Origin of the sequence: Flavobacterium silvisoli (genome assembly GCF_004329815.1) — a bacterium.
Lineage (GTDB): Bacteria > Bacteroidota > Bacteroidia > Flavobacteriales > Flavobacteriaceae > Flavobacterium > Flavobacterium silvisoli.
On record NZ_SJPE01000008.1, the window covers coordinates 130,200 to 138,270 of the forward strand.

General features: G+C 39.0%; 6 protein-coding genes and 1 rRNA gene. 2 read left to right on the forward strand and 5 right to left on the reverse strand.

Going from position 1 to position 8,071, the window contains the following annotated elements; genetic code table 11:
- Window positions 1-65: 65 nt before the first annotated feature.
- The 4 genes from lon to EZL74_RS08420 form a co-directional block, all read right to left on the reverse strand.
- On the reverse strand, window positions 66-2,516 hold the full coding sequence (gene lon / locus EZL74_RS08405) for an endopeptidase La (RefSeq protein WP_131476162.1): 2,451 nt from the start codon (window positions 2,514-2,516) through the stop codon (window positions 66-68).
- Between the two features lie 223 nt (window positions 2,517-2,739).
- Window positions 2,740-3,843 (reverse strand): fibronectin type III domain-containing protein, encoded by a 1,104-nt coding sequence (locus tag EZL74_RS08410; RefSeq protein WP_131476163.1) that lies wholly within the window; start codon window positions 3,841-3,843, stop codon window positions 2,740-2,742.
- 43 nt (window positions 3,844-3,886) lie between these two features.
- Window positions 3,887-5,206, reverse strand: coding sequence for an MFS transporter (locus EZL74_RS08415; RefSeq protein WP_131476164.1), 1,320 nt, complete (start codon window positions 5,204-5,206; stop codon window positions 3,887-3,889).
- 61 nt (window positions 5,207-5,267) lie between these two features.
- Window positions 5,268-6,083, reverse strand: coding sequence for a M48 family metallopeptidase (locus EZL74_RS08420; protein ID WP_131476165.1), 816 nt, complete (start codon window positions 6,081-6,083; stop codon window positions 5,268-5,270).
- Window positions 6,084-6,266: 183 nt separating this feature from the next.
- On the opposite strand from EZL74_RS08420, the gene EZL74_RS08425 reads away from it, so the two are divergent.
- Window positions 6,267-7,133 (forward strand): alpha/beta fold hydrolase, encoded by an 867-nt coding sequence (locus EZL74_RS08425; protein ID WP_131476166.1) that lies wholly within the window; start codon window positions 6,267-6,269, stop codon window positions 7,131-7,133.
- The gene (locus tag EZL74_RS08430; protein WP_240034577.1) at window positions 7,130-7,777 is read left to right on the forward strand and encodes an endonuclease III domain-containing protein; all 648 of its coding nucleotides are present in this window, start codon (window positions 7,130-7,132) and stop codon (window positions 7,775-7,777) included. Before EZL74_RS08425 ends, EZL74_RS08430 begins: the two co-directional genes overlap by 4 nt.
- 194 nt (window positions 7,778-7,971) lie before the next feature.
- On the opposite strand, the gene rrf is transcribed toward EZL74_RS08430, so the two are convergent.
- A 5S ribosomal RNA gene (rrf, locus tag EZL74_RS08435) occupies window positions 7,972-8,071 on the reverse strand; the annotation flags it as partial.

Here is an 8,071-nt window from a genome sequence, read left to right on the forward strand (position 1 = left end):
AAAGTTAAAAGAAAAAGGCATAAGCGATATTGACTTATGCCTTTGGGTAATGTTTTGAACTGAAGTTATAATTTCTTGGCGTTTTTCACTTTTTGACTGGTGACAGCAATATCAATAACTTCACTCATTTCTTTTACATAATGAAACGTCAATCCTTCGATGTAATCCGGTTTGATTTCGTCAATATCACTTTTATTTTCGTGACACAGGATAATTTCTTTGATATTGGCTCTTTTGGCTGCTAAGATTTTTTCTTTAATTCCGCCAACCGGCAATACTTTTCCGCGAAGGGTAATTTCTCCGGTCATGGCTAAATTTTTCTTCACTTTTCTTTGCGTCAGCAATGAGACTAAAGACGTTAACATGGCTATACCGGCACTTGGTCCGTCTTTAGGGGTCGCTCCTTCCGGCACATGCAGGTGAATGTTGTATTTGGCGATCATCTCCGGGTCTAATCCGAAAATTTCGGCATTGGCTTTAATGTACTCTAAAGCAATTGTAGCCGATTCTTTCATTACTGTTCCTAAATTCCCCGTCAGGGTTAAAACTCCTTTTCCGGGTGAAATCAACGATTCAATGAATAATATATCTCCTCCTACAGAAGTCCAGGCCAAACCGGTTACTACACCGGCCACATCATTGTTTTCTGATTTGTCGCGTTCTAATTTTGGCGCACCCAAAATCTTAACAATATCTTCATCGGTAAGTTTCTTGTTGTACTCTTCTTCCATGGCTACCGATTTGGCAGCATTTCTGACTACTTGTGCAATCTTTGTTTCTAGGCTTCGAACACCCGATTCACGGGTATATCCTTCCACTATTTTTTCTAATTGTCTTTTGCCAATAGTTAAATCCTTAGTTGTCAACCCATGCTCTTTCAATTGTTTAGGCAACAAATGCTGGCGGGCAATTTCTACCTTTTCTTCTATGGTGTAACCCGTCATTTTGATGACTTCCATACGGTCCTTCAACGCGGGCTGAATAGCAGCCATATTATTAGAAGTAGCAATAAACATTACTTTTGACAGGTCATAGCCCATCTCCAGGAAATTATCATAAAAATCGCTGTTTTGTTCCGGGTCTAAAACTTCAAGCAAAGCAGATGAAGGATCTCCGTGGTGGCTGTTAGATAGCTTATCAATTTCATCTAAAACAAAAACAGGATTAGAAGTTCCGGCTTTTTTCAAGCTTTGGATAATTCTACCCGGCATGGCACCAATGTATGTTTTGCGGTGTCCGCGTATTTCAGCTTCGTCACGTAAACCGCCCAAAGAAATGCGAACGTACTCTCTTCCTAAAGCCTCGGCTATCGATTTTCCTATAGAAGTTTTCCCTACTCCCGGAGGTCCTGTCAAACAAATGATAGGCGATTTCATATCGTTTCGTAATTTCAATACGGCCAAATGTTCGATGATTCTTTTCTTTACATCTTCTAAACCAAAATGGTCACGGTCTAATATTTTTTGCGCTCTTTTTAAATCGAAATTATCGGTTGTGAAATGATTCCACGGCAACTCTAAAAACAGTTCCAGATAGTTTCTCTGGATACCAAAATCTGGTGCCTGTGGGTTCATGCGTTGCAACTTTGAAATCTCTTTTTCAAAATGTTTTTTCGTTTTTTCATTCCAGTTTTTAGTCTTGGCTTTTTGACGCATTTCTTCGATTTCTTCTTCATAAGAAACTCCTCCCAACTCCTCCTGTATGGTTTTCATCTGCTGATGAAGGAAATACTCGCGCTGTTGTTGATCTAAGTCGAAACGCACTTTGGACTGAATATCATTTTTCAATTCCAGTTTTTGTAACTCTACGTTCATGTAGCGCAACGTTTCCAGAGCTCTGTCTTTAAGAACATTAATCATCAATAAATCTTGTTTCTCTTTTACCGAAAGGTTCATGTTAGAAGAAACAAAATTGATTAAGAAAGACTGACTTTCAATATTTTTGATGGCAAAAGTAGCTTCGGTTGGAATATTTGGGCTTTCCTTTATAATCTGGATTGCCAATTCCCGCATCGAATCGATGATGGCCTGAAATTCGGTATCGTTTTTACCCGGACGTTGTTCGTCAACCTCTTTTATAGTGGCTCTGAGATAAGGACTCTCAGTAGTTACTGTATCAATAGCAAATCGTTTTTTACCTTGTAGAATTACGGTAACATTACCGTCAGGCATTTTCAAAACACGTAAAATTTGGGCTACAGTACCAACGTTATATATATCGTTTTTAGTCGGATCTTCATCCGCTTCATTCTTTTGAGCCACAACCCCAATAATCTTATTTCCGGCATTGGCATCATTAATCAATTTTATAGATTTGTCTCTTCCGGCAGAGATGGGAATCACCACTCCGGGAAAAAGAACTGTATTGCGCAATGGCAAGATGGGCAGTGAATCAGGAAGCACTTCCTTATTCATTTCTTCCTCGTCTTCGGGGGTCAAGAGAGGAATTAAATCGGTTTCGGTATCAAATTCTTGTAGTGACAGATTGTCAAACGAAAAAATGTTGTGATTTGGCATAGTATTTTTTTAGGTCAAAATGACATTATAAACTGGTTGACGCTATACAAATGTAGGACAACTTTACTAACTAATACGTTAAAATCGATAAGTGATTGTCAGAACTTTGTATGATAATCATTTAAACAAGTCAAATCGATTCGGGACTTAATAAGTCAAGGACTGTGCCAAAAAAAAATCCGCCGAAATGGCGGATTTTATGTATTTAAGACAAATAGAAGAATTATTGTTTAGTGTAAATAACCGTAATATCGGCTGCTGTTTCGACAACAATCCCACTTTGATTGGTCAAAACTGTACCATTTGGCACTGTAGAACTGAGTGTATTTCCTGAAACGGTGAATGTGTAGGGATCTATTGTAGAATCCGAACTATTCAATGTAAGCAGATTTCCGACTAATACCCAAGTTCCAACATCATCCGGATCTGTAAAACACTCATAACCTCCTGAAAGATTTAAATCAACACCTTTTTCATTTGCTACATAAGTCCCGTTAGCATTTAAAGTCAAAAGCATATTATTAAAACATGTTATCTCATTCATTTGATTTACAGAACTGGTTCCATCACCATTCAAATCGGTAGAAGGCACAGTATTGAAGGCTGTCATCATATATGTTCCAACAACGGTATTAGTCTGTGTAGCTGCATTTACAACTACTGGTCCAATCCAACCGCTGTTTTGGGTAGCTGAACAAGTAGCTCTAACATAAAAATCATAAGATACTGTTGCAGATATTCCGGTAACCTGTTTTGTAGTTGTTGCAGAGGTTACCGTATTCCCGGTTCCTATTATAAATCCTGTCATGCCGTACTGAATTTCCCAAGAGGTTTCAGTAGCACCGGCTGTCCAAGTTACGTCAACATTAGTATTGGTAGCAGCGTTTCTTACTGCCATCAAATTAGACGGATTAGGACAGTTTGGATTTAAAACAATTCCCTGAACATTAACCGGTCCAACCCATTGACTACTCGAAGTAGCACTACAGTTGGACTTTACATAAAAACTATAGCTATTTGTTGAATTCAATCCAGTAACTAAATATGTTGTTGAAGTTGAACTAACAGTAGTTCCTGTCCCTAGTGCAAACCCCTGAATACCGTATTCAATGGTCCAAGAAGTTTCACTGCCTCCTGCAACCCAACTCAAACTAACTGAATTATTATTTATAAAATTACTAGCCTGAAAGGCAGTAGGCACATTACAAACAGGTGGATTAAAATCATCCAAAACTATAGCACTGTCTATAGGCTCCGTTTCACAAGAACTGAAAGTCAATGCTGTAAAAATCAAAAATAATCCAGCTAAAAGTTTTATGTTTTTCATAATCAATTTTTAAAGAAAGTCCAAATATAATTTTTTTTTGAAGTTACGCCAATGATTTTCTCGGAATTCTCAATAACAATAATAATCCCGCCATAAAAAAGACTCCGAGAAACACAATCGCAAATCTAGGACTTCCGGTAATCTGATCAATCAAACCATAAACCAGCATACCTATCACAATCCCTATTTTTTCGGATACATCATAAAAACTGAAGAAGGAAGCGGTATCCTCTGTTTCCGGTAAAAATTTTGAATAGGTAGAACGACCCAGAGCCTGAATCCCTCCCATTACTAATCCAACCAAAGCAGCCATGATATAAAAATGAGTTGGTGTCGTGATAAAATAAGCGAAACCGCACAACAAAACCCAAAAAGCATTTAATACAATCAGAACTTTGACATTCCCATATTTAGCTGAAGCTCTGGATGTCAAAACAGCTCCGGCTATCGCTATCAACTGAATTAAAAGTATACAGGTAATTAATCCAATTTGACTTTCTTCGGGACTACTCCACTCAATTTCCTGTGAGCCAAAATAAGTAGCCACCAACATTACTGTTTGTACAGCCATACTGAAAACAAAAAAACTCAGTAAATATCTTTTCAGAGGCACTTCAGATTGTAACATTTTCCACACTTTCTTCAACTCTCTGAAACCGTTAAAAATCACAGCTGTCGTTACTTTTTGCTGATTAGAATTTCCTTTGGGCAAATAAAAATAAGTATACTTACTGAAAACAATCCACCAAATACCAACAGTAGCAAACGAGTAGCGCATGGCTTTCATCGAAGCTTCTCCGGGTGTTCCCGTTATGTGAAACAACTCGGGTTTCATAATCATAGCCAAATTAATAATCAACAACAGGACGCTTCCTACATACCCTAGTGAATATCCTTTGGCACTCACTTTATCCTGCTGTTCCGGATAAGCAATATCGGGCAGATAGGAATTATAAAAAACCAAGCTCCCCCAAAAACCTATTAACCCAAAAAAATAAAAAGTTAATCCCAACAGTATATTTTCCAAATCAAAAAAGTACAAACCAATGCAAGACAAAGCCCCTATATAATTGAACACACGCATGAAAATCTTTTTATTCCCCATGTAATCGGCAATTCCGGATAACAACGGTGAAAAAAGTGCCACACACAAAAATGCCGCTGCAGTAACAAAACTTATGAGTGCCGAGTTTTTAAAATTATGTCCAAAAACAACAATATAAGGGTTGCTTTTATCAAACAACGCATTGTAAAAAATAGGAAAAACTGCCGAAGCAATCACTAAACTGTAAACAGAATTTGCCCAATCGTAAAACGCCCAGGCATTGAGTAATTTCGGGTGACCTTTTGGAAGTAATGGCATAAAATAGTTTTTAAAATAAAAAATCCCGAATAAACGGGATTCAAATATAGTTTATTTAGGATTAAAACTTCACTCCAAACTTAGCGGCTTCGGCTTTAGCCTCAGGAATCAGTCTTCTGATATTGGCTATTCTGGTTTCATCAGAAGGGTGTGTGCTCATAAACTCTGCCGGTTTATTACCTCCTGACGCCTTTGACATCCGCTCCCAAAAGATAACCGCCGTTTCAGGATTATAACCTGCAATTGCCATTAACTTTAATCCAATCATATCCGCCTCACTTTCATGACTTCTACTAAAAGGCAGCATGCCGCCGTATTGCGAAACTCCCGAGTAGGCCAACATAGCCATTTGTTGTGTTTCTGAACTTTTATTTCCTGTAGCCAAAGCTACTCCGGCAGCTCCGGCTTGTTGCAACATTCCGGCACTCATCCGCTGTTGCCCATGATTGGCCAATGCATGCGAAACTTCATGTCCCATAACAGTAGCCAAACCGGCTTCATCCTGAGTAATGGGTAAAATCCCCGAATATACGACAATTTTTCCTCCGGGCATACACCATGCGTTTACTTCTTTATTTTCTACCAAATGGTATTCCCATTTATAATCTTTCAAATACTCAGTATAACCATTGGCATTCAACCATTTTTCGGCGGCGGCTTTTATCTTCATTCCAACAGTTTCCACTCTTTTGGCATCTGCAGTACCCGAAACTACTTTGTTTTCCTTCAAAAAAGTTCCGTATTGCTGAAAAGCCGTTGGAAATATTTGACTGTTGTCTACCAAAGCCATAGTACTCTTTCCGGTAAACGGATTCTTAGCACACGATACAACTAAAAGTAATGCCACTGATGCAAATAACAAGATTCCTTTTTTCATAGTATTGAATTTGAATGACAAATTTACACAATCTAATTTCAAAATTAATTATATAATTTCATTTACAAATTACATTCATATCGCAGAAACCTGATGTTTTCTGAATTATTTGAGTTTCATTTCGGGTTTTAGATTATATTTATAGTGTAAATTCTTTTCTAGAACTGAATCAAACCCATCACAATGGCAGCGAAGTCCCAAATAAAAAACCAATCATTACCAATCCCCAAAACCATAATCGCTGCTGCCCGGTTTTTACAAGCCATTTCGCCTAAGTTAGCCGCGTTGTTTGCCGCCAAACTATTCACTACTCCATTAAAACACAAAATCCCAAAAAGGGAAATACACATTGATAAGGAAAGTCAACAAAGCAAACTCTACATTCCAAGTATCAAAAAAGAAATAGTAGTTTATCAATACGGCACTGGTATCAAAAAAATTCTTTTAGTACACGGCTGGTCCGGAAGAGGCACACAATTAGTAAAAATAGCCGATGAACTGGTAGCCTTGGGGTATACCACCATAAGCTTTGATGCCCCGGCACACGGAAAATCAAGCGGAAAAACCACATTAATGCCCGAGTTCATTGCCTCCATTTTAGCACTCGAAAAACAATTCGGCCCGTTCGAGTTTGCCATAGGACATTCCCTCGGAGGCATGTCAGTACTAAACGCCGTAAAACAAGGATTAAAAATAAAAAAAGCCGTAATTATTGGCAGTGGTGATATCATTCAGGACATCATAGACGATTTCATCAAAAAACTACGGCTCAAACCCCAAATAGGGCAATTACTCAAAAGCCATTTTGAAGCAAAAACTCAAGAAGACATGGAGGATTACGCCAGCCACCACGCCGCAAAATCCGTTACTATTCCGGTATTAATTATACACGACAAAAACGATGAAGATGTTCCGGTAAAAGCAGCCCATAACATCCAAGCCCATATCAAAAACAGCGAACTGATGGTAACCGAAGGCCTGGGACATCGCAAAATTCTAGGAAATGATAAAGTACTCCATGCGATAAACAACTTTTTACACAAACAATGATGAATTTATTTGATGACAATACAAACTGGGCCGAGAAACTCGAACCTCTCATAACCCTATACAAAGGCAGACCCCATCCGTTAGCATATAAAAATCCGTATCAACTCATGATAATGGTCATCCTGTCTGCTCAAGACTCTGATGCCAACATCAACAAAATTGCTCCGGCATTGTTTGACGCCTATCCTAATCTGGAAAGCATAGCCGTTTCAAACCTTGAAAGTATCATTCCCTACATCAGTAAAGTCAGGAACTTTGGAACCAAAGCCAATTGGATTCTCCAAATAGCGCAAGAACTAAAAGAAAATAAAAACATACCCACCAATCTGGATTCATTGACCGCACTAAAAGGTATCGGTCGAAAATCAGCCAATGTCATCCTGCGCGAAACCAACCAGCCCGCCGAAGGCATCATAGCCGATCTGCACGTCATCCGTGTGGCTCCCAGAATAGGCATTATCAAAGAAACCAAGGACGGCAACAAAGTCGAAAAGCAACTGATGGAAACCTTACCCAAAGAAATTTGGGGCGAAATAGGCATGGCAATCTCCTTCCTCGGAAGAGAAACCTGCAGACCTACCAATCCAAAATGCGCAGCATGCCCGGTGCAGACTCATTGTCAATATCCCTTAAAGACTCTTTAATTGGGCGTGTTCCTGTCTAAAGCCAGGAACCGGGCTGTCCGGGTTACACGGTAACCTCTCCCATCCCTCACGCAATATGTGCTACAGCGGGAATATCTCTTGTGTCAAGCATTTCTTTTATAAATTTGTCATCCTGAGCTTGTCGAAGGACATAAAACAAAAAACCCTTACTATTTCTAGTAAGGGTTTCCAAAAAAAGGCGGCGACATACTCTCCCACATTACTGCAGTACCATCTGCGCAGTCGGACTTAACTTCTCTGTTCGAGATGGGAAGAGGTGAGCCCCGACGCAAT